Here is a 19,827-nt window from a genome sequence, read left to right on the forward strand (position 1 = left end):
TGGGGGATGGGCGACGGGCGCCTGATACGAGACGCAAGAGGGTAGGTTGCCGGGCTCGAACCCGCAACCGGGATGAATGAGGATCGGACACATCATGCTCGCGACCAGCCTAGCGGCCGTACTGGCCGTTCTCGCGCCGATTCCGCAGGCTGCCGACCTGAACCGTCAGCCGACGCCCTACGTCACCGGGCAGAGCGGCGGATATCAGGCGCGCATCCTGGGCGACGCCGACACCGCCCTCTTCCGCCAGGGTCTGGCCGCCGCTCGCGCCCGCGACGTGATGGGCACGCAGAACGCCATCTCCGGCATTGGCGACCCGACGGCCAGGAAGCTGGTCGAGTGGGCGCTCGTCGATACTGCCGCGCCGCAACTGTCCTGGACCGAGCTGTCCAACGACGTTCAGGCGATGCGCGCCTGGCCCCGCGCCGAGGCCCGAATCGCTGCCGGCGAACAGGCGCTGGAACGCGCAGGCATGGGCGCCGATGCCGCCCTCGCCTTCTTCAGCGCGTCGCGTCCGACGACGGTGCAGGGCGCCATCGCCCTGGCCGATGCGCTGGACCAGCGCGGCCGTTCCGGCGAGGCCCGCCTGCTGATCCAGGAATGGTGGCAGACCCAGTCCTTCGACGAGGCGACCCAGAGCCGCATCCTCACCCGCTGGGGCAACACCCTCACCCAGCGCGATCATGACGCCCGGATGAACATGCTGCTGACCGGCCCGCATGGCCCAGCGACCCGCGCCATGCTCGATCTGGTCTCGCCGGAGCGCCGCGCCACCGCCAATGCCGCCATGACCCTGCGAAGCGCCTATGCGGCCGACAGCGTCGTCGCCAGCCTGTCGCCGTCACAGGCCGCTGACCCTGCAGTCGTCCTGGAGCGAGTCCGTATCCTGCGAGCGGCCAATCGCCAGACCGAAGGCTTCGCCCTTTTGTCCGCCCTGCCTGCCGCGCCCCTCCACGCCGACGGCCAGACCGCCCTGTGGAACGAGCGCCGCAACTATTTCCTCGACGCGCTGGAGCGCCGCGAGTGGCGCGCGGCCTATGACGCCATGGCCGGTCACGGCTTCCCGTCAGGCGAGCGCAAGGTCGACGCCGAGTTCTTCGCCGGCTGGGTCGCCCTGACCAAGCTGGGCGATCCCGCACGCGCCGCCGGTCACTTCGAGACCCTGCGCCAGTCGTCTTCCACCCCGATCACCCAAGGCCGCGCCCTCTACTGGCTGGGTCGCGCGGCGGAAGCCCAGGGCGACCAGGCCAGCGCCCAGGCCTTCTATCAGGGCGGCGCACGTCACATTCAGACCTTCTACGGCCAGCTGGCGGCGGAGAAGGCGGGGATGACCACCCTGACCCTGCCGCCCGAGCCCGTCCCGACCCGGAACGACGTCGCATCCTTCGAAGCCAATGAGGTCGTTCGCGCCGCCCGCATCCTGGGCGAGACGGGCGAGACGAGCCTCTATCGCGTCTTCGCCTACCACCTGGACGACACCCTGCCGGGCATCAACGACCTGGCTCTCCTGATGGACATGACGCGCGGCTACGGCGACGGCTTCGGGGCCATGATGGTCGGTCGCGCCGCCAGCCAGCGCGGCTTCCTGCTGCCCGAGCGCCAGTACCCGATCCGCATCCCGCCCGAGGTTGCCGGCGCCGCCCCCCTGGCCTTCACCATGGCCATCACGCGTCAGGAATCCAGCTTCGACCCGCGCGCCCGATCGGGCGCCGATGCGCGCGGCATGATGCAGTTCCTGCCCTCCACCGCCTCCGGCGTCGCCCGTCGTCTGGGCATGTCCTGGTCGGCCGAGCGACTGTGGGATGCCGACTACAACATGACCCTCGGCAGCTACCATCTGGGCGAGCTGATGAGCCAGTTCCGGGGCTCGATGCTGCTGACCACCGTGGGCTACAACGCCGGGCCCGCACGGGCTCCGCAATGGGTGGCCCGTTGCGGCGATCCGCGCGGCGGCTTGGCAGCCGGCGGGGTCGATCCGATCGACTTCATCGAGTGCGCGCCCTTCACCGAGACGCGCAACTACATGATGCGGGTGATGGAGAACATGGCAGTCTACAAGGCCCGCCTGAACGGGGGCTCGGCCCCGCTCACCACCTCGGCGGACATCGCGCGCGGCGCCGGCGGACCCCAGCCCTACCAGCCTTGATCGCCTCGAGCCTGATCGTTTGAGACGGAAGCGCTTCGCGCTTCTGTCGAAAGCATGAGTCAGGCTCTCGCTGATCTCTGGAGCAGGATCAGGGCTTGAGCAGTCCGGCGAACAGGGCGTCGAGCATGGTCCGGGTCAGCAGGCTCCGATCGACCCACTCGAAATAGGGCTTCGTGATCATCAGCGAGATGACCCCGTGCGACCCCGCCCACAACGCCTGGGCCGAGGCGCGCGCATCGCCCCGCAGTCGACCGGCCGCACCCGCCTCTTCCACGATCGCCTCAAACGCCCGGAACAGTTCGCCGCCCAGCATCTGGGCCGCGCTCTGGGCCCCGTCCCGCGCCTCGATCGGGCGGGTCAGATAGGTCAGGCGATAGGCGTTGGGGTTCTCGAATCCGAAGTCGACATAGGCCTCCATCAGCTTGCGCAAGACGACCTCGGGCGGCCCTCCCTCGGCGATGACCGTCGCGTTCGCCGCCTGCAGCCGGGCGAAGGCCAGGCGGCAGATCTCGTGCAGGATCTCGCTCTTCTCGGAGAAGTGCATGTAGAGCGCCGTCGATGACAGGCCGACCTCGTCAGCGATCCGGCGGATGGTCGCGCCCTCGTATCCGACGTCGACAAAGATGCGTTCCGCAGCGGCCAGAATCTCGGCGCGGCGCGCGTGACCCTCGCCCTTCGGCTTGCGGGTCGAGCGGGACGAAGCGGTTGAGGGTATTACGGTTTCAGCCGACACGCTGAACTCCTTGAAGGAGAACCGGCGCACCAACAGGGCCCGCCTCGACCTTGCATAGCGCCATTGCCGCAGGCGCGCCAACGGCTTGCCGGAGACACAACCTTAAGCTAGCATAATAACCATGGCGGGCATTCGGGGCAGCACGCAAGGCGCGATCCGCGGGTATCCCCACCGCGCGGACATGCGGTCGTTCGGCCTCGGCCAGTCGATCATCTTCGTGATCAGCCTCGGTGCCCTCATATGGGGAATGGCGACGAACGGCCCGGTCACCGGCGCCTTCCTCATTCTGCTGGCCCAGGTCGTCTTCCTTGCCGCCGCTGCCTGGCGCGTCGTCCTGATTCTGATGAGTCTCCGCCTCGCTCCCGATCCCGAACCGGCCGCCGATCTGCCTCGCTACACCATCCTCGCCGCCCTGCTCGACGAGGCGGAAATCCTGCCCCAGTTGGTCGAGCGCCTCGACGCGATCGACTATCCCCGCAAGCTGCTGGAAGGATTCCTGCTTCTGGAGGCCCACGACCACGCGACCCTTGCCGCCGCCGCTCAGTGCGCACTGCCGGCCTGGCTGAATGTGCTCGTCGTTCCGCCTGGCAGCCCGCGCACCAAGCCGGCCGCCCTGAACGCCGGGCTCGCGGTCGCGTCCGGCGCGCTCCTCACCGTCTATGACGCGGAGGACGATCCCGACCCGCGTCAGCTGCGCGAGGCCGCCGCCCGCTTCGCCGCCGATCCGACCGGCCGGCTCGCCACCCTTCAGGCGCCCCTGCGGATCCGCGCGCAGGCCGGCTCCGGAGGCGGCTTCCTGGAGCGCCAGTTTGCGGTCGAGTACGCCGCCTGTTCGAGGTCACCCTGCCCGCCTTGGCGCGGCTCGGTTTGCCGTTCCCGCTCGGTGGGACCAGCAATCATTTCAGCGTCCAGGCCCTGCGCGCCGTCGGCGGATGGGACGCCCACAACGTGACCGAGGACGCCGATCTGGGCTTTCGGCTGTGGCGGTGCGGCTATCGGCTCGGCACGCTCCGACAACCGACCTACGAGACGCCGCCCGGCGACATGGTCGACTGGCTGCCCCAGAGGACGCGCTGGCTGAAGGGATTCATGCAGACCTGGGGCGTGCACACCCGATCGCCGGCAGGACTGGGCTGGCGCGGCGTCCTCGCCCTGATGACGACCTTGGGACTGTCGCTCGCGGCCGCTGCCGCCCATGCACCCTCCGTGGCCTGGGTCATCGCCACGATGGCCCTTGCGACGGCGGCAGGCCTGCCCCCGGAGACTCCCCGGTTCGCCCTCGCGGTTCTTGTCCTCGGCCTTGTCGCCGCCTGGCTGAACGGAAAGGTCGGCGCACGACGGGCGGGGGTGTCCTATACCGTGGCCGACATGATGGTGGCTCCCGCCTACTGGTCGTTGCTGACGCTCGCCTTCGGGCACGCGGCATGGCGTCTGGCGGCCGAGCCTTTCGCCTGGGACAAGACCCGCCATCGGCGCGATCCGGCCCTGGCGATCGCCGCCCAGGCCGAGGTCGAAGCTGGACGCGAGGCCGCATGACGGAATAAGGCCATGCCGATGCCGCCCGTCCTGTCCTCTTTGCCCGAAACCCTCGTCACGCGCGGATGGTCGGACTACGCCCTGCTGGACAGCGGCGACGGCAGGAAGCTGGAACGCTACGGCCGCCACACCGTGGTCCGCCCCGAGCCTCAGTGCTTCTGGAAGCCGCGCGACCCGGCCGCCTTCACGCGCGCCAACGCCGTCTTCGATCCCCAGCAGGAGGAAGAGGACGCCGGCCGCTGGCGCTTCGACGAACAGGGCACGATCGACGCCTTTCCGCTGAGCTGGCGCGACGTCCGCTTTGTGGGCCGTTTCACCCCCTTCCGACACTTGGCGATTTTCCCCGAGCAAGCGGCCAACTGGGAATGGCTGGAGGCGCGGATCCGCAACCTGCAGCGCCCGAAAGTTCTCAACCTCTTCGGCTACACTGGCGTCGCTTCCCTGGCAGCCGCTGCAGCCGGCGCCGAGGTGACCCATGTTGACGCTTCCAAAAAGTCCGTGGCCTGGGCGCGGGAGAACGCCGAACTGTCCGGCCTGTCCGACAGGCCGATCCGCTGGATCGTCGATGACGCCCGCAAATACGTCGCGCGTGAGGTTCGCCGGGGAGCGAAATACCAGGGCATCATCCTCGACCCTCCGAAATACGGGCGCGGCCCCACGGGCGAGGTCTGGCGCCTGTTCGAGGACATGCCGGGCCTGCTCGCCGACTGTGCCGCCCTGCTGGCCGACGACGCCGACTTCCTGGTGTTGAACGCCTACGCCGCCCGAATCTCGGGCCTGTCGCTGGCCCACCAGATGAAGGAGGCCACGGCTGATCGCGGCGGCCGGATCGACTGGGGCGAACTGGCGCTGTCCGAAGAGGGTCCCGACGCCCGCGCCATCGGCCTCAGCTTCTTCGCCCGATGGTCGGCGTCGTGAGCGAAGACCGCCTGATCACCTCCCTGACCAACGACACGGTCAAGGCCGTCCGCGCCCTTCACATGCGCAAGGAACGCGACGCCACAGGCCTGTTCCTGGCCGAGGGTCTGAAGTTCATCGGCGAGGCCCTGGAACAAGGTCGTGCCCCCAGGACCCTGCTCGTCGGCATGGAGGCGCGGCCCCACCCCCTGCTGGAGCGCGCCCGCGCCGAGACCCTGAAGGTCGGGGGCGAGATTGTCGTCGTCACCCATCCGATCCTCGAGAAGATCAGCCGTCGCGAAAACCCCCAGACAGTGCTAGGCGTCTTCGAACAGGCCTACACGCCCCTGTCGGCGCTGAGGCCCGAGACCGCCCCGTGCTGGGTCGCCCTGGAACAGGTACGCGATCCCGGCAACCTCGGCACCATCATCCGAACCGCGGACGCGGCGGGGTGTGGCGGAGTCATCCTGATCGGCGACTGCGTCGATCCCTTCTCGGTCGAGGCCGTCCGCGCGACCATGGGCTCGGTCTTCGCCGTCGCCATCACACGCTGCACGCCGGATGCCTTCCTGGCCTGGCGCGGCGCCTGGCCCGGCAGCGTCGTCGGCACCCGTCTGGACGCCACGGTCGGCTACCGCGAGGCCGCCTACGCGAGACCCAGCCTGATCCTGATGGGCAATGAACAGGCCGGTCTGACCGACGCCCTGGCCGCCGCCTGCGACGTCAATGTCAAGATCCCGATGCGCGGCCGCGCCGACAGCCTGAACCTGGCCATCGCCACGGGCGTCATGGTCTATGCGGTGACTGACTAGACCTCGTCCTTCAGCCGCGACATGCCGATCAGGGCCAGCACCGTGATCGCCGCCGTCGCCGCCAGATAGAGCCCCACCGCCGGGACGCCGTAGGTCTTGGCCAGCGACGTCGCCGCATAGGGCGCCAGCGACGCTCCCGCGATCCCCGCCAGATTGAAGGCCATCGACGCCCCGGTGTAGCGGACCGCCGCCCGGAACGGCCGCGCCATGGCGGCGCTGAGCGGACCGTAGGTGGCGCCCATCAGCGCGAAACCCAGTGAGAAGAAGATCAGCAGTCCGGTGAGGCCGCCGGTGAACAACGGCGCGATCAGGAAACCGAACAGGCCGATCGCGACCGAGGCCGCGATCAGCACCTTGATCTGTCCGAACCGGTCCGCGGCCAGGGCCGAGATCGGGATGAAGGCCCCGAAGAAAATCACCCCGACGAGCTGGATCGGCAGGATGTCGGCGCGGGTGAATCCCATGGTCGTCGTCGCCCAGCTCAGGGCGAAGACCGTCATCAGATAGAACAGCAGGAAGGTCGTCGTCGCCCCGAGAGTCCCCAGGATCAGCGCCCCCTTGTATCGCGCCAGCAGCGTCAGCACCGGCGTCTTCACCCGCTCGGCCCGCTCGATGACCCGGCTGAATTCCGGCGTCTCGGTGATTCTCAGCCGCACCCACAGGCCGACGAACACCAGCACCGAACTGGCCAGGAAGGGCGTGCGCCATCCCCACGACAGAAACGCCTCTTCGCTCATCAGCGAGGTCAGCAGGATGAAGGCCCCGGTCGACAGGATGAAGCCGATCGGCGCGCCCAGCTGCGGGAACATGCCGAACCAGGCCTTGCGTCCCGGCGGCGCGTTCTCGGTCGCCAGCAGCACAGCCCCGCCCCACTCGCCGCCCAGCCCCAGCCCCTGTCCGAACCGGCACACCGCCAGAAGCAGGGGCGCGATCACCCCGACCTGCGCATAGGTCGGCAACAGACCGATGGCGATGGTGGACAAGCCCATCGTCATCAGGGCCGCGACCAAGGTCGCCTTGCGTCCGATCCGGTCGCCGAAATGGCCGAACACGACGGCGCCCACCGGCCGTGCGAAGAAGGCCAGCGCGAAGGTGGCGAACGACTGCAGTTGCGCCGTCAGCGGATCGCTGCCGGGGAAGAACAGGGCTGGAAACACCAGCACCGCCGCCGTGGCGTAGATATAGAAGTCGAAAAACTCGATCGTCGTGCCGATCAGGCTGGCGAACAGGACGCGGCGCGTCGAGGCCGGGCTGGGTGCAATCAGTAGTGCAGGTTCGGTCAACGGTAGTCCCCCAGGTCGTCGACCATCGTTGCGTCTGACACCCTCGGCTGGTCAAGCCGGTCAGGTCCCGCGCGGCTTCACCCTGTTGGTCGGCGGCGCCTCGGCCGGATTCTCGGGCCAGGGATGCCTCGGATAGCGACCGCGCATCTCGGAGCGCACGTCTTTCCATGAGCCACGCCAGAAGCCGGGCAAGTCCCTGGTCAGCTGGATCGGACGCCGCGCCGGCGACAGCAGGGCCAGCGTCAGCGGAACACGCCCTCCGCCCACGGCCGGATGGGTCGTCACCCCGAACAGCTCCTGCACCCGGATATCCACGCGCGGCCCGCCCTCGGCCCCATAGTCGATACCCGCCGACCCGAGCGGCGTCGTCAGCCGTGCGGGCGCCAGCTCGTCCATCAGCCGCCGCCGATCCCACGGACTCAGGGATTCGAGCCCCTGCGCCAGGGCCTCATCCCGGATCTGAGACAGGTCCTGAACGGTTTCCAGCAACGGCCACAGCCAGTCCGCGCGCCGCTCCATCAGGGCCGCGTCCGACATGTCCGGCCAGTCCGCGTCCAGCCCATGCAGAAAAGCCAGCCGCGCCCGAACCGCGCTCGACCGCTCGCCCCACTTCAGGCCTCTCAACCCGTCCGTCCCGACCTCGTCATGAAGCGCCTTCGTGATCGCTGCCCGATCCGGCGCCCCGGTGATCTTCTCGTCGAACACGATCGCGCCCACCCGGCGGATGCGCCGCACGACCATCCGCCCGGAAGGCTCGCGCACCAGCCGGTCCTCGGTCGTCAGCCGTGGCTCCAGCCCGGCCGGGTCCAGCGGCGCCGCCAGCCGGATGCGATCCTTCGCATCTCCGCCGCCGAGGTCGGCCACCGCCAGCCACGCCTCCCGCGCCAGCCCGTCCGTCGGATCGAGAAACGCGCCGCGCCCCGACGCCAGCAGCACCTCGCCAGGCCTGCCCCTTGCCCTGGCGACCCGTTCGGGGAAGGCCTCCGCCAGCAGTTCGCCGACCTCGACCTCTCCCCCGCCGCCGGAACCGCCGCCCGCCGCCCTCGCCCATCGCTCGACCAGCTTCCTCGCATCCTGCGCCCGTGCCGACCGGTCGCGTTCAAACCCGCGCAACCGGTCTCTCAGGTCAATGTCGTTTCCGCCCAGCCCCGGCTCGCTCAGGACCGCGGCGATGCGCGCGCCCAGCATCGCCGCGCCGGCGTCGGCCGCCGCCGCCACCAGATGCGCCAGCCTCGGCGTCAGCGGCATCCGGGTCAGCCGCCGCCCGTGCTCCGTCAACCCGCCCTGCCCGTCCAGCGCCTTCAACCGCGTCAACACCGCCCGCGCCTCCGCCAGCGCCCCCGCCGGCGGTGCATCGAGCAGCGCCAGCCCCTCGGTCGTCCGCGCGCCCCAACGCGCCAGATCCAGAGCCAGCCCGGTCAGGTCGGCCTCCAGAATTTCCGGTCGCTGATGCGGGACCAGGCCGCGCGTCGCCTCCTCGTCCCACAGTCGGTAACAGACACCCGGTTCCGTCCGCCCCGCCCGACCCCGGCGCTGCTCCGCCGATGACCGGCTGACCCGCACGGTCGCCAGCCGCGTCAGCCCGCTGGAGGGTTCGAATCGGGGCACGCGCGACAGGCCGCAATCGACGACGACCCGCACCCCCTGAATCGTCAGACTGGTCTCCGCCACCGAGGTCGCCAGCACGATCTTCCTCCGCCCGGTCGGCGACGGCTCGATGGCCCGATCCTGGGTCTCCTTGTCCAGGGCGCCGTACAGGGCGACCACATCAACGTTCGAATCGCGCAGCCGTTCGCCGATCCTCTGCGCCGTCCGATGGATCTCCCCCTGGCCGGGCAGGAAGACGAGGATCGACCCGGACTGGTCGTCCAACGCCGTCAGACAGGCGCGCGCCACGGCGTCCTCGATCCGCTCGACCGGATTGCGACCCAGGTAAAGCGTTTCCACCGGAAACGCCCGCCCCTGCGCCTCGATCACCGGCGCCCCGTTCAGCAGCTTGGACACCCCGACGATATCCAGCGTCGCGGACATGACCACCAGCTTCAGGTCGTCGCGCAGCACCGACTGGCTGTCCCGCGCAAGCGCCAGTCCCAGGTCGGCGTCGAGGCTGCGCTCGTGGAACTCGTCGAACAGGACGGCGCCTGCGCCCTCCAGACCCGGATCCTCCAGAATCATGCGGGTGAAGACACCCTCGGTGATCACCTCGATCCGCGTCTTCGGCCCGATCCGGCTCTGCAGCCGGGTGCGATAGCCGACCGTGTCGCCGGCCTTCTCGCCCAGGGTCTGCGCCATCCGCTCCGCCGCCGCCCGCGCCGCCAGCCGACGCGGCTCCAGCAGCAGGATCTTGCGCCCGCCCAGCCAGTCGGCACCCAGCAGCGCCAGCGGCACGACCGTGGTCTTGCCGGCGCCCGGAGGGGCGGCAAGGACGACCGCCGGATTAGCGGCGACCGCGGCCTTCAGGTCATCGAGCACGGCGTGGATGGGCAGGATCATCCGGGGTGCACTAGCCCGACATCGGCGGCCCACCAAGGAATGTGCGTTCGGACGGCCACGCGTCGGGTCACGAAACCGTTGCAGCGCCTTCATGGATCGGAAACCGCGTTGCGCCTGCGTTGATCCGTCGCTAGCGTCCCGCGCTGGAAGGCGGCCCCGGGGAGGGGCCGCCGTGTTTTCGTATCGAGGGGGCGCGACGTATGTCCGCAGATGGCCTTAGGCCCAAGGGGAACCGACTGTTCCTCAGAAAATCCGTAGCGCAGATCCAGAAGGAAGCGGCCAAGAGCGAGCTGAAGCGCACGCTCGGTAAGTGGAATCTGATGAGTCTGGGCATCGGCGCCATCATCGGCGCCGGCATCTTCGTTCTGACCGGTCAGGTGGCTGCGGCCAACGCCGGTCCGGCCATCATGCTGTCCTTCGTCGTCGCCGGCATCGCCTGCGGCCTGGCCGGCCTCTGCTACGCCGAACTGGCCTCGACCATGCCGGTCTCCGGCTCCGCCTATACCTATGCCTACGGCACCCTGGGCGAGGTCTTCGCCTGGATCATGGGTTGGCTGCTGGTTCTGGAATACGGCGTCGCGGCCTCGACCGTGGCGGTCGGCTGGTCCGGCTACGTTGTCTCGATCCTGACCGACTTCGGCATCAGCCAGCAGATCTTCCCGACCATCGCCTACGCCGGCGGCGAGGGCCCTCAATGGGCGACGCCTCTGGTTCAACTGGTCCAGGAAGCAGGTGCCACGTCCTTCCCGATGACCGGCACGTTCAACCTGGTCGCCGCCATCGGCATCGCCGCCGTATGCGGCCTGCTGGTGCTGGGCGTTTCGGAATCCGCCAACATCAACAACGTCATCGTGGTCATCAAGATCATCGTCCTGCTGACGTTCATTGCGGTGGGCATCGGCTATGTGAACCCCGACAACTGGGTGCCCTTCATCCCTGAACCGACAGGAGTCGCCGGCCAGTACGGCGTCGGCGGCATCTTCAGGGGCGCCGCGATCATCTTCTTCGCCTACGTCGGCTTCGAGGCCGTCTCGACCGCCGCCGCCGAGGCCAAGAACCCGTCCAAGGACGTGCCTTTCGGCATCCTGGGCGCCCTGTTCGTCTGTACCCTGATCTATATGGCCGTCGCCGCGGTCATGACCGGCGTGGTTCCGTATATGGAGCTGGCCAGCCCCGCGCCCGTGGCTGTCGCCATCGACCGCATGAGCCTGGAATGGGCCAACACGCCGATCATCCTGGCGAGTGGTCAGCCGCTGAACGTCATCAGCTTCATGATCAAGATCGGCGCCATCACCGGCCTCAGCTCGGTCATGCTGGTGCTGTGCTACGGCCAGACGCGGATCTTCTACACCATGGCCCGCGACGGTCTGCTGCCGCGCGCCTTCGCCGTGATCCATCCGAAGTTCCGCACCCCCTGGATCGGCACCATCCTGCTGGGCGTGCTGATCGCCATCGCGGCGGCCTTCCTGCCCATCTCGATCCTGGGCGACCTGGTCTCGCTGGGTACGGCCACGGCCTTCTCGATCGTGTGCCTGAGCGTGATCTTCCTGCGCATCAAGCACCCGGAAATGCCGCGTCCGTTCAGAGTCCCGGGCGGCATCTTCACTGCCGTCCTGGGCATCCTGGCCTGCCTGTTCCTGGCCAGCCAGAACCTGATCCCGATGTTCCAGCACGCGGCGGAGGACAACCCCCTCCCGCTCATGCTGCTGGGCGGCTACGCCGCCGTCGGTGCGGTCATCTACGCCGTCTACGGCTTCTGGAACTCCAAACTGGCCAAGGGCATCGACATCACCGAGGAGACCACCATGTCCTCCCCGGCCGAGGCGATGGGCTCCGGCGTCGACAACCAGAAGGACTGAGGTCTCTCTAGTCCAGACAAACGGAAGGCCCGGGAGCAATCCCGGGCCTTTTGTTTTTTGGGCTGCACACTGAACGCAGCCGGCTAAACCCCAACCGTGCACCCCGGCGACGGCCGGCAAGACTGGTGCTTTGAACGGTTTGAGGCGGCTGATCCGTGCCGCCGACGGCTGCGATCTGGCCCCCGGCCTTCGCCGGGGCGCACGGGGGATTGGGGAATCCGCGCCCAAACAGCGAGGCTCCGCGAGCCAAGCGATAGCGCCCAAAATGCGCTCAAGCAGTGAGCCGCAGCGCGGCGAGCGATAGCGCCCTAAAAAAGATGGTGCGGATGAGAGGACTCGAACCTCCACATCTTGCGATGCCAGAACCTAAATCTGGTGCGTCTACCAGTTTCGCCACATCCGCGTGGCGGCGGGTTTAGGACCTGACGGCGCCTGCGACAACCGTCATGTCAGTTCAGTCTGGGCTAACTGATCCGCCGTCCCCTAGGACGGCCCCGCCCGATCCGGCCGGGCGCCGTGACTGCCCGGCGAGATCGATGATGACGCCCGGAGCGATCGCTGTCCTGTCTCTCAGCATGTCCACGGACGCCTTCGCCGCCGCCGTGGGGCGCGGCGCCGCACATCGGCCGTCGTGGTGGTCGGCGGTCAAAGCGGGCGCCGTCTTTGGCGTGATCGAGGCCATCACGCCCCTGATCGGCTGGAGCCTCGGCCTGCTCGCCGCAGGCTTCGTCGAGAGCGTCGATCACTGGATCGCCTTCGTCCTGCTGGCCGCCGTCGGCGGCAAGATGATCTGGGAGGCCTCCCGACCCTCCGAACCCGATGCAGCCCCGACGCGGTCCGGCCCATGGGCCCTGATCGCCACCGCCGTGGCCACCAGCATCGATGCAGCGGCGGTCGGCGTGGGCCTGGCCTTCCTCGGCGTGAATATCTGGGTCATCGCCCTCAGTGTCGGCCTGACGACCTTCGCCCTGACCACGGCGGGCATGTTGATCGGCCGGGCCGTCGGCGCCCGCTTCGGCAAGATCGCGGAAATGATCGGCGGCGTCGCCCTCATTGCCCTGGGGACGACGATCCTGCTCGAGCATCTCGGGTTTCTCGCCGCCTGAGGCGACTACGAAACGTCGCATTAACCTTGATCATCGACGGTCGGTTCAGTTCCCGTGAGCCCGAGTCGATGAACGCCAGCGATCGTCCGATCATCATCAAGAAGATCAAGAAGGTGGTCGGCGGCGGCCACCATGGCGGCGCTTGGAAGGTCGCCTACGCCGACTTCGTGACCGCGATGATGGCCTTCTTCCTGTTGATGTGGCTGATCAACACGACCGATCCGGAACAGAAGAAGGGCATCGCCGAATATTTCGCGCCCGCCAGCGTCTCCCAGACCACATCCGGATCCGGCGGCATCCTGGGCGGCACCTCTCTGGGCGAGGACGGCTCCAAGAGCTCGGGCTCCCAATCGGTTCTTGAACAACAGGCCCCCGAAGCGCCCCTGAACGCGCCCGAGGAGGCGGGGTCCAGCGCCAACCTCGGCGCCGCATCCGAAGAGGAACTGCGTCAGGAGATCGCCGCCCGCGAAGCCGCCGAGTTCGCCTCCGCCGCCGAATCCCTGCGCCAGGCCATGCAGCGCATGCCCGAACTGGCCGAGCTCTCGAAACAGCTGATCATTGACCAGACGCCCGAAGGCCTGCGCATCCAGCTGGTCGATCAGGAAGGCCGCTCGATGTTCGAACAGAACTCGACCCGTCCGAACGCCCGCGCCCAGGTCCTGCTGCGGGCCATCGCCGGGGTCGTGAACCGGTTGCCGAACCGGATCTCCATCTCGGGCCACACCTCGGCGGTCGCCGGCTCAGGCCGCGCCTCGACCGCCAGCGACTGGCCCCTGTCGGCCGGCCGCGCCGATGCCTCTCGCCAGATCCTCCAGGGCGCCGGGATCGACGCCGACCGGGTCTATTCGGTCGCGGGCAAGGCGGGTTCTGATCCTCTGTATCCGGACGATCCGTCCCTCGCCGGCAACCGCCGGATCGCCATCGTCCTGCTGCGCGAAGCGCCGGTCCTGCCCACGGACACCAGCCTGTGAGGGCCGCGCCGTTCGGTTACGGCGCGAACCGGCTTGCGGCGCAGCAGCGATTGGCGGCAAATCGTCCGATGAACACGGCCCTGCCCTACGCCGGACGACAGCGGATGCGGACCTGACGCCGTGACGCAGCATGTTCCGACACGTCAGCTTCGCTTCTTCATGACGGCGGTCGCGCCCTGCCCCTATCTGCCGGGCATGACCGAGCGGAAGGTGTTCGCCAACCTGCCCTTCTCGGACGGCGCACACGTCAACGACGAGCTGACCCACGCCGGCTTCCGGCGCAGCCAGAACATCGCCTACCGCCCGGCCTGCGAAGGCTGCGACGCCTGTATCTCCGTGCGGCTTCCGGCGCCGGAGTTTCAGTTCTCGCGCGGCCAGCGCAAGGTCCTCGCACGCAACGACGACCTGTCGCGCGATCTCGTCGAGGCCGAGGCGACCCAGGAGCAGTTCGCCCTGCTGAAACGCTACCTCGCCCATCGCCACCCGGGCGGCGGCATGACCGACATGACCTGGCCCGACTATATCTCCATGGTCGAGGACACGGCGGTCCGCACCCATCTGATCGAATACCGCCTGCCCTCGACCGACGAGGGTCCGGGCGATCTGGTCGCCGTGACCCTGGCCGACCTCCTCTCCGACGGCCTGTCCATGGTCTACAGCTTCTTCGATCCGGAGATGGTCAAGCGGTCGCTGGGCGTCTTCGCCATCCTCGACCACGTGCGTCAGGCCCAGGCGGTGCGCCTGCCCTTCGTCTACCTCGGCTACTGGGTCGAGGGCTCGCCCAAGATGGACTACAAGGCCCAGTTCAGGCCGATGGAAGTGCTCAAGCCGCTCGGCTGGACTCGCATCGACTAGGCTTTCCGCAGCCGCACCGGGGAACAGGTCCTGAGGCAGTTTCGGCGTCAGCGCCGACTTGATCTCGGCCGGCGTCATCCCCGGCGCCTCGCGGATCAGCACCGACAGATAGGCGTCGCGAGTCGCCTCGTACTTGTCCGCGTCGACCGACTGGACGTGGCCAGGGCTGACGGCGTTCTCAACCTCGATCTTGCGCTTGGCCACGGAGGAACCTCTCAGCTGTAGGGAACGGCGGTCGATCTGGTCTGCGGAACCGCTGTCCTGTTGCCCCTCATCGGTCCGTCGAAGCCGTCCCACGGTTCCGGATCACGCCCGCCGCCGAACTTCACCAGCGCCGCGATCCGCCTGTCGATCGACGGGTGGGTGGCGAACAGGGCGTCGGTGAAGCCCGCGCGCTCGTTGTCCAGGAACATGCCCTGCACGTCATCGGGCGCCTCCAGCTTGGATCGCCCCGACACCTTCCGCAACGCGGAGATCATGGAATCCGGGTTCTTGGTCAGCTCCACCGCGCCGGCGTCCGCCACATACTCCCGCGTCCGCGACAGCATCAGCCGGATGACGATGGCGAACACATATCCGATGGCCGCGATGGCGAACCCGATCAGGATCAAAGGCAGTGCGTTCTTGTTGTCCTTGCCGCCTCGCACATAGAACAGCCCCCGGAACACCAGCTGGCAGATCACGCTGATGATCCCGGCGAAGATCGAGGCGACCACCATGGTCCGCACGTCCTTGTTGATGACGTGGGTCATCTCGTGCGCCAGCACGGCCTCCATCTCGTCGCGATCCAGGGCGTCGATCAGCCCCCGGGTTACCGTGACGCTGTAGTGGCCCTCGCGGATGCCCGAGGCGAAGGCGTTCAGGCTCTCCGACTCGATGATCCGCAGTGCCGGCGTCCTCAGACCGCGGGAAATCGCCAGGTTCTCCAGCAGGTTATAGAGCTCCGGCGCGTCCTGTCGCTCGACCTTCCGCGCCCCGGTCATCACGTCGATCATTGCCTGATTGCCGAACCAGGCGATGGCGAACCAGATCAGGGCCACGACGACCGCCAGCGGAATGGTCCCCGCCAGCATCCCCACGGCGTAGTTGATGTCGTCGCCCAGCGTCCCGCCCGAGTTGGGCAGGACGCCGTATCCCATCAGCACCAGCTCCAGCCCGAACAGGACCAGGCTCAGCATGACTGGGAACCCGATCAGCAGCAGGGTCGACCGGGTGTTGTTCGCCCAGATGTGGGTCTGGAGACCGACAGCGGCCATGTGGACCTAGAACTTCACCGACGGCGGAGCGGCGGTCATCGCGGCGCGATCCGCGGCGTCCACGGCGAAGAAGGGCTTCTCGGTCCCGAAGCCGAACATCCCGGCGAACAGCACGGTCGGGAACTGGGCCCGCACCGCGTTGAACTCGGCCACGGCGTTGTTGAAGAACCGGCGCGCGGCGGCCAGCTTGTTCTCGATGTCGCTGAGCTCGCGCTGCAGCTCCAGGAAGTTGGTGTTGGCCTTCAGGTCCGGATAGGCCTCGGCCACGGCGAACAGCTTGCCCAGGGCGCCGGTCAACATGTTGTCGGCTGTCACCTTGTCGTCGACGGTGGTGGCTCCCGCGGCGGCGGCGCGCGCCTGGGTCACGGCGTTCAGCGTCTCCTGCTCGTGCGAGGCGTAGCCCTTCACCGTCTCGACCAGGTTGGGGATCAGGTCGTTCCGCTGCTTCAGCTGCACGTCGATGTCGGCGAACGACTGGTCGGCCTTCTGATCCAGCGCGACCAGGCGGTTGTAGGCCCCCATCACCACGAAGATCAGGATAACGACGATAACGCCGATGACGATGAGTGTGATCATGACAGCTCCTCTGCGATGGCTGGGATTATCGCGCGAAGGGCGAGCCCCGGATAGTGAAATCGGCGTTAGTGGATCGCGAGCTCACGACGAATTTGTTCTTGCTTTGTTCCGTTCTGGAACCTAGCCTCCCCCATGTCTACTGCTCCCTTGCCGAGGAAAGGACGCGGCGCCCGCACCAACGCCACCGGCCGGTTCGAACCCGTCGTGCACGAGGATTTCGACGATGGCTGGACGGCGGAGGACGACACGCCGGCCCCGCTCCGAACGACCCTGACGCCTGAACACGCCCGCAAGATCATCACCACCAATACCAGTCCCGACGTCGGTTTCGACCGCTCGATCAACCCCTACAAAGGCTGCGAACATGGCTGCATCTACTGACCTGTTACACACGGGTTTGATGCAGGCCCGGCCGATGCCGACCTAGGCTATCACGAACGCCTACCCGTTGGCTGACGAAGGCGACGCCTTGTGTCAGGTCGTCGCGGGAGTGTCCGCTTTCCGGCACTATGCCAACTTCGCAAATCGACCCAGTCGAGACATTTCCGTCGGAAAGCTCAACGACCGGATCTGACACAAAGGCGCAATCGGGAATGTCTGCTCTCAGGGAGGTGGCCAGGACAGGCGTGCCGCAGAACAAGTCGCTCTCCCGCCTGTGTTGTGGGCGGTCCTGTGGCCGCGCCTCGCGCGCCGGGAATCGCCGCATACTTATGAGGCCGTCAAATCACGCCAGATTTGTCGATCATCGCAAACTTCCCACGCTCGGCGAGCGTTTCAGCCTGATGACACTGAAGCGCCGATCTTGCATATCACCAGCCCGAACGACGCCAGCACCATCGGCAGTCATTGGGAATCGACAATGTGCTGCATGGTGCAGCTTTGGGCATGAAGAGCGACGATGTTGCCGTCCGCTCGATCCTTAAGACGCTTGCTCGGAATTTTTCCTGTCGTCGCCATGGGCATGTTGGCGGGCTGCACCACCTATGCACCGGTCGCCTTGGACGTGCCCGCGATCCTTGCCGTTCGCCGGGAGACCACCCTTGATCCTGAGCGCGTCGCTGCGGCGGCGATAGCAATCGCACCGGGCGCCAACCCTGCAGACGGACCATGGGATCGGCTGACGCTGCTGGCGGCTGCCCTCATCTACAATCCCGACATTGAGGCCGCGCGTTCGGGCGTTGTCAGCGCCGAGGCAGGAGCGCGGGCGGCGCGGGTGGGGTCGCCAGCAACGCTTACGCTCAGCGCCGAATATGCCCGTGACGCAGCGGCCCAGTCCCCGTGGTTGCTAGGCGCGGCGCTGGACCTGCCGATCGATCGTGGGGTTCGGCGTGCCGCGCGATCCGGAGTGGCCGACTTTGCCGTCGAGATCGCCCGCTATGACGAGGCCGAGGTGATCTGGACTGCGCGCATGGCGCTTCGTCGGGCGCTCGCCGATCGTTTGATTGCCGAGAGACGCGCCGCTGATTTTCAGGTCGTCGCCGATCTGAGGGCGCGCCAGATGGCGGCGGTGGACCGGCGAGTCGCGGCGGGCGAAGCGAGCCGGACCGAGCTGGACCGGGTTCGCGCGGACGGAGCCGACGCATCGCGCGGCCTGATCGACGCCCTCGCTCAGGCGAAAGACGCTCGATTGCGCCTTGCCGCCGCGATCGGTCTGCCTCCCGAGGCCCTGGTGGGGATTACGCCGGAGTGGAAGGGCTTCGACGAGCCTGTTTCGGACTTGGGCGCGACCCTCGACCCCGAAATACGGTCGCTGGCCATCCTGGCCCGTGCGGACGTGCTGAAAGCCATGGCCGCCTACGATCAGGCCGAGGTGGAGTTGCGCCTTGAGGTCGCCAGACAATACCCGGCCCTGACGCTGTCACCCGGTTACACCTGGGAGCGCGGTCTGGTGAAGTTTCCAGTTTCGCTCGGCCTCGCCTTGCCGCCCCTGGACCTGAACCGAAGCGCCATCGCCCTGGCGGAAGCCCGGCGGGCTGAAGCTGGCCAGACGCTCGAGGCGATCCTGGCATCAGCCGAAGCGGCGATCGAGTCAGCCGGGGCGGAAACCTCCGCCGCGCGCACGGCCCTTGATCAGATCCGGTCGGTCGAACGGCCGACTGCGGATCGGTTGGCCAGACAGGCCGATCGTGAGTTGAGCGCGGGCGCCATTGACCGCGTGGATTGGGCAGCGGCCCAGGCTGGCGCCGCCCAGACCCGTCTGGTCGAACTCGATGCCCTGGCGCGCGTCCATGCGGCGGATGCCGCCCTCGAAGACGCGGTTCGCCGGCCGCTCGAGGGTCCTGAAATCCTGATCAACGCCGCTGACGTCCGGAGCCGCCAATGACCCGTCTCGCCGCCATCGGCTGGACTGCTCTCGGGGCAGTGGTGGCCTCGACCGTTCTGGTGGGTTTTGTGCTACCGCGCACCGAGTTTAAGTCGGTGCCTGGCGACGCTCCGGCCGAGACCGAACGTGCCGTCGATGGAACCGTGCACCTGGAACCCGATCAGCAGCGCAGGGCGGGCGTGACCATCGCCATTCCTCGCTCAGGCACAGCGCCTGTTCTGCAACCCGCCTATGCTCGGGCCCTGGATGTAGCGCCGCTTGCCGCCATCGATTCCGAGATCGCGGCGGCCAGCGCCGCTGCGGGCGCATCCCGCTCCGAAGCCAACCGATTGGCTGGCTTGGCCGCCGAAGACCAGAGCGCATCGACCCGGTCCGTCGAGGCGGCGCGCGCGCAGGCAGCGACCGATCAGGCTCGGGTCGATCTTGCGTCTCGCAGGCTCGGCCTGGAGTTCGGACCGGGACTCGCCCGTCTGGGGCCTGGACAGAGACGCGCCCTAGTGGCCGACATCGCGGCCGGTCGAGCGTCGCTGGTGCGGATCGACCGTCCAGGCGGCGCGGTGGCCGGTCGGGTCCGCGTCATCGACGGCGATATCAGCACCCTGGTCACCGTGCTCGGTCCTGCCGCTGTGTCGGATGCACGGCTGCAAAGCGCGGGTGTCCTGGCGATCGTGCGAGGGCCGCTGGCGGCCAGCGCCACGGCGGGACGTGTTCTGACAGCGTCTGTCGAAACCAATGCCGCCGAGGCCGGCGCCATCCTGACAAGGGACTCGCTTATCCGCTGGCGGGGCGGCCTGTGGGCCTACGTCCAATCGGCGCCCGATACCTTCGTCCGTCGCGAACTCGTCGATGCCCGCCCGGTCGAGGACGGCTGGTTTGTCCAAAGCGGGTTCGGGCCGCAGGACCGCATCGTCGTGGGGGGGGCGGGCTTGCTTTTGGCCATCGAGCGCGGTGGCGACGCCCCGGCTGAGGAAGACTGAGCGA

The 19,827-nt window shown here is 68.0% G+C and carries 16 protein-coding genes, 1 tRNA gene and 2 pseudogenes; 12 read left to right on the plus strand and 7 right to left on the minus strand.

Annotated elements, in window-relative coordinates; all coding sequences use genetic code 11:
- Window positions 1-94 precede the first annotated feature (94 nt).
- Window positions 95-2,146 (plus strand): transglycosylase SLT domain-containing protein, encoded by a 2,052-nt coding sequence (locus ACP7AZ_RS02815; RefSeq protein ID WP_426035843.1) that lies wholly within the window; start codon window positions 95-97, stop codon window positions 2,144-2,146.
- An 88-nt stretch (window positions 2,147-2,234) separates the two neighbouring features.
- Here ACP7AZ_RS02815 and ACP7AZ_RS02820 read toward each other — a convergent pair whose 3' ends face one another.
- A complete protein-coding gene (locus ACP7AZ_RS02820; protein WP_426035845.1) occupies window positions 2,235-2,879 on the minus strand; it encodes a TetR/AcrR family transcriptional regulator in 645 nt (214 codons plus the stop codon).
- A gap of 121 nt (window positions 2,880-3,000) precedes the next feature.
- On the opposite strand from ACP7AZ_RS02820, the gene ACP7AZ_RS02825 reads away from it, so the two are divergent.
- Genes ACP7AZ_RS02825 through ACP7AZ_RS02840 form a run of 4 tightly spaced genes read left to right on the plus strand, consistent with a single transcriptional unit; the run spans window position 3,001 to window position 6,124 of the window.
- On the plus strand, window positions 3,001-3,831 hold the full coding sequence (locus ACP7AZ_RS02825) for a hypothetical protein (protein ID WP_426035847.1): 831 nt from the start codon (window positions 3,001-3,003) through the stop codon (window positions 3,829-3,831).
- Complete coding sequence (locus ACP7AZ_RS02830) at window positions 3,747-4,415, plus strand: glycosyltransferase family 2 protein (RefSeq protein WP_426035849.1); 669 nt, start codon at window positions 3,747-3,749, stop codon at window positions 4,413-4,415. Before ACP7AZ_RS02825 ends, ACP7AZ_RS02830 begins: the two co-directional genes overlap by 85 nt.
- A gap of 18 nt (window positions 4,416-4,433) precedes the next feature.
- Entirely contained in the window at window positions 4,434-5,333 is a 900-nt protein-coding gene (locus tag ACP7AZ_RS02835; protein ID WP_426036078.1) for a class I SAM-dependent methyltransferase, read from the plus strand.
- A complete protein-coding gene (locus tag ACP7AZ_RS02840) occupies window positions 5,330-6,124 on the plus strand; it encodes a TrmH family RNA methyltransferase (RefSeq protein WP_426035851.1) in 795 nt (264 codons plus the stop codon). Before ACP7AZ_RS02835 ends, ACP7AZ_RS02840 begins: the two co-directional genes overlap by 4 nt.
- On the opposite strand, the gene ACP7AZ_RS02845 is transcribed toward ACP7AZ_RS02840, so the two are convergent.
- Both ACP7AZ_RS02845 and hrpB read right to left on the minus strand, forming a co-directional pair.
- The gene (locus ACP7AZ_RS02845) at window positions 6,121-7,407 is read right to left on the minus strand and encodes an MFS transporter (protein ID WP_426035853.1); all 1,287 of its coding nucleotides are present in this window, start codon (window positions 7,405-7,407) and stop codon (window positions 6,121-6,123) included. The two genes, ACP7AZ_RS02840 and ACP7AZ_RS02845, sit on opposite strands and share 4 nt — an antisense overlap.
- 60 nt (window positions 7,408-7,467) lie before the next feature.
- Window positions 7,468-9,900: an ATP-dependent helicase HrpB gene (gene hrpB, locus ACP7AZ_RS02850; RefSeq protein WP_426035855.1), complete on the minus strand. Its 2,433-nt coding sequence runs from the start codon at window positions 9,898-9,900 to the stop codon at window positions 7,468-7,470.
- Between the two features lie 200 nt (window positions 9,901-10,100).
- Between hrpB and ACP7AZ_RS02855 the strand changes: the two genes are divergently transcribed.
- Window positions 10,101-11,759 (plus strand): amino acid permease, encoded by a 1,659-nt coding sequence (locus tag ACP7AZ_RS02855; RefSeq protein ID WP_426035857.1) that lies wholly within the window; start codon window positions 10,101-10,103, stop codon window positions 11,757-11,759.
- Window positions 11,760-12,077: 318 nt separating this feature from the next.
- On the opposite strand, the gene ACP7AZ_RS02860 is transcribed toward ACP7AZ_RS02855, so the two are convergent.
- Window positions 12,078-12,162: transfer RNA gene (locus tag ACP7AZ_RS02860), tRNA-Leu, on the minus strand.
- 133 nt (window positions 12,163-12,295) lie between these two features.
- On the opposite strand from ACP7AZ_RS02860, the gene ACP7AZ_RS02865 reads away from it, so the two are divergent.
- The 3 genes from ACP7AZ_RS02865 (at window position 12,296) to ACP7AZ_RS02875 (ending at window position 14,691) form a co-directional block, all read left to right on the plus strand.
- On the plus strand, window positions 12,296-12,865 hold the full coding sequence (locus tag ACP7AZ_RS02865; RefSeq protein ID WP_426035859.1) for a manganese efflux pump MntP family protein: 570 nt from the start codon (window positions 12,296-12,298) through the stop codon (window positions 12,863-12,865).
- 68 nt (window positions 12,866-12,933) lie between these two features.
- On the plus strand, window positions 12,934-13,836 hold the full coding sequence (locus ACP7AZ_RS02870; RefSeq protein WP_426035861.1) for a flagellar motor protein MotB: 903 nt from the start codon (window positions 12,934-12,936) through the stop codon (window positions 13,834-13,836).
- 120 nt (window positions 13,837-13,956) lie between these two features.
- A complete protein-coding gene (locus tag ACP7AZ_RS02875; protein ID WP_426035863.1) occupies window positions 13,957-14,691 on the plus strand; it encodes an arginyltransferase in 735 nt (244 codons plus the stop codon).
- Between the two features lie 21 nt (window positions 14,692-14,712).
- On the opposite strand, the pseudogene ACP7AZ_RS02880 reads toward ACP7AZ_RS02875, so the two are convergent.
- From ACP7AZ_RS02880 to ACP7AZ_RS02890, 3 genes and pseudogenes are all read right to left on the minus strand, one after another.
- Window positions 14,713-14,988 (minus strand): annotated as a pseudogene (locus ACP7AZ_RS02880) (DUF6958 family protein); the annotation flags it as partial.
- The gene (locus ACP7AZ_RS02885; protein ID WP_426035865.1) at window positions 14,907-15,947 is read right to left on the minus strand and encodes a M48 family metallopeptidase; all 1,041 of its coding nucleotides are present in this window, start codon (window positions 15,945-15,947) and stop codon (window positions 14,907-14,909) included. The gene ACP7AZ_RS02885 and the pseudogene ACP7AZ_RS02880, both read right to left, overlap by 82 nt.
- A 6-nt stretch (window positions 15,948-15,953) precedes the next feature.
- A complete protein-coding gene (locus ACP7AZ_RS02890; RefSeq protein WP_426035867.1) occupies window positions 15,954-16,523 on the minus strand; it encodes a LemA family protein in 570 nt (189 codons plus the stop codon).
- Between the two features lie 132 nt (window positions 16,524-16,655).
- Here ACP7AZ_RS02890 and ACP7AZ_RS02895 point away from each other — a divergent pair.
- The 3 genes and pseudogenes from ACP7AZ_RS02895 to ACP7AZ_RS02905 all read left to right on the plus strand — a co-directional run.
- Window positions 16,656-16,901: pseudogene (locus ACP7AZ_RS02895) on the plus strand (PA0069 family radical SAM protein); the annotation flags it as partial.
- A gap of 550 nt (window positions 16,902-17,451) precedes the next feature.
- Window positions 17,452-18,846, plus strand: a complete 1,395-nt coding sequence (locus ACP7AZ_RS02900) for a TolC family protein (protein ID WP_426035869.1) — start codon at window positions 17,452-17,454, stop codon at window positions 18,844-18,846.
- Complete coding sequence (locus ACP7AZ_RS02905) at window positions 18,843-19,823, plus strand: hypothetical protein (RefSeq protein ID WP_426035871.1); 981 nt, start codon at window positions 18,843-18,845, stop codon at window positions 19,821-19,823. The genes ACP7AZ_RS02900 and ACP7AZ_RS02905 overlap by 4 nt, the downstream gene beginning before the upstream one ends.
- The last annotated feature ends 4 nt before the right edge of the window (window positions 19,824-19,827 follow it).

The sequence above is a fragment of the Brevundimonas sp. DC300-4 genome, from assembly GCF_049897365.1.
Classification (GTDB): Bacteria; Pseudomonadota; Alphaproteobacteria; order Caulobacterales; family Caulobacteraceae; genus Brevundimonas.